General features: G+C 44.2%; 1 protein-coding gene. It reads right to left on the reverse strand.

What is annotated here, in order from left to right; all coding sequences use genetic code 11:
* Positions 1-12: 12 nt before the first annotated feature.
* Positions 13-753: D-2-hydroxyacid dehydrogenase (locus AB4496_RS25650; RefSeq protein WP_372132667.1), on the reverse strand; the 741-nt coding region annotated here is incomplete at its 5' end.

The raw sequence follows: 753 nt of genomic DNA on the forward strand, positions 1-753 counted from the left end.
AGGACGAGAACATCAGTAGCCTTTATCAAAATCAATGGTGTGATTAAGTGTAAAACCATCTCGCCATTGTTGGTAATTATTGGCGAAGATCTCCACGACCTGTCTTGGCTCACTTAGAGCCGCAATGTGTGGTGTGATGGTTACTTGAGGCAATTTCCAAAACGGGTGTTCTTGTGTGAGAGGTTCGCATTCAAAGACATCTAAGAAAGCGTGTTCAACCCATTTATTCTTAATCGCAAGCAGTAACGCTTTATTATCTACGCTTTCCCCACGTCCCACATTAAACAGCAATACGTTAGAGCAGTAGCTTAAGGTGGTTTGATTCAGTAGTTGGTAGGTATCATCCGTTGATGGCAATGTGTTCACTACAATATCCGCTTGCTTGAGGGCGGCTTCTAATTCATTAATGTGGAAAGTTTCTTTGAAGGTTTCTTGCTTTGATGGGATACCTGTCCGGTTGACACCTATGGTGTGAATACCAAAAGCAGCAGCGGTTTTAGCTAAATGACTGCCAATTGACCCCGTTCCTAAAATCACCATGGTTTTGTCAGTTAGGCTAGTATAAAGCTGTGGCTGCCAGTTTCGTTGTACTTGTTGCTGGTGGTAGTGAGGAAAGTGTCTACAGTGGCTGATCGTGTAACCCAACACGTATTCAGCAATCGCAGGGCCGAAGATGCCTTTGACGTTGGTCAGCGTATAATCTTGGCGCAGATCCGGCTGAGTGAGTTTATTGATTCCTGCATAGGTACTTTG

The organism is Vibrio sp. 10N.222.46.A1 (assembly GCF_041473595.1).
Lineage (GTDB): Bacteria > Pseudomonadota > Gammaproteobacteria > Enterobacterales > Vibrionaceae > Vibrio > Vibrio tasmaniensis_A.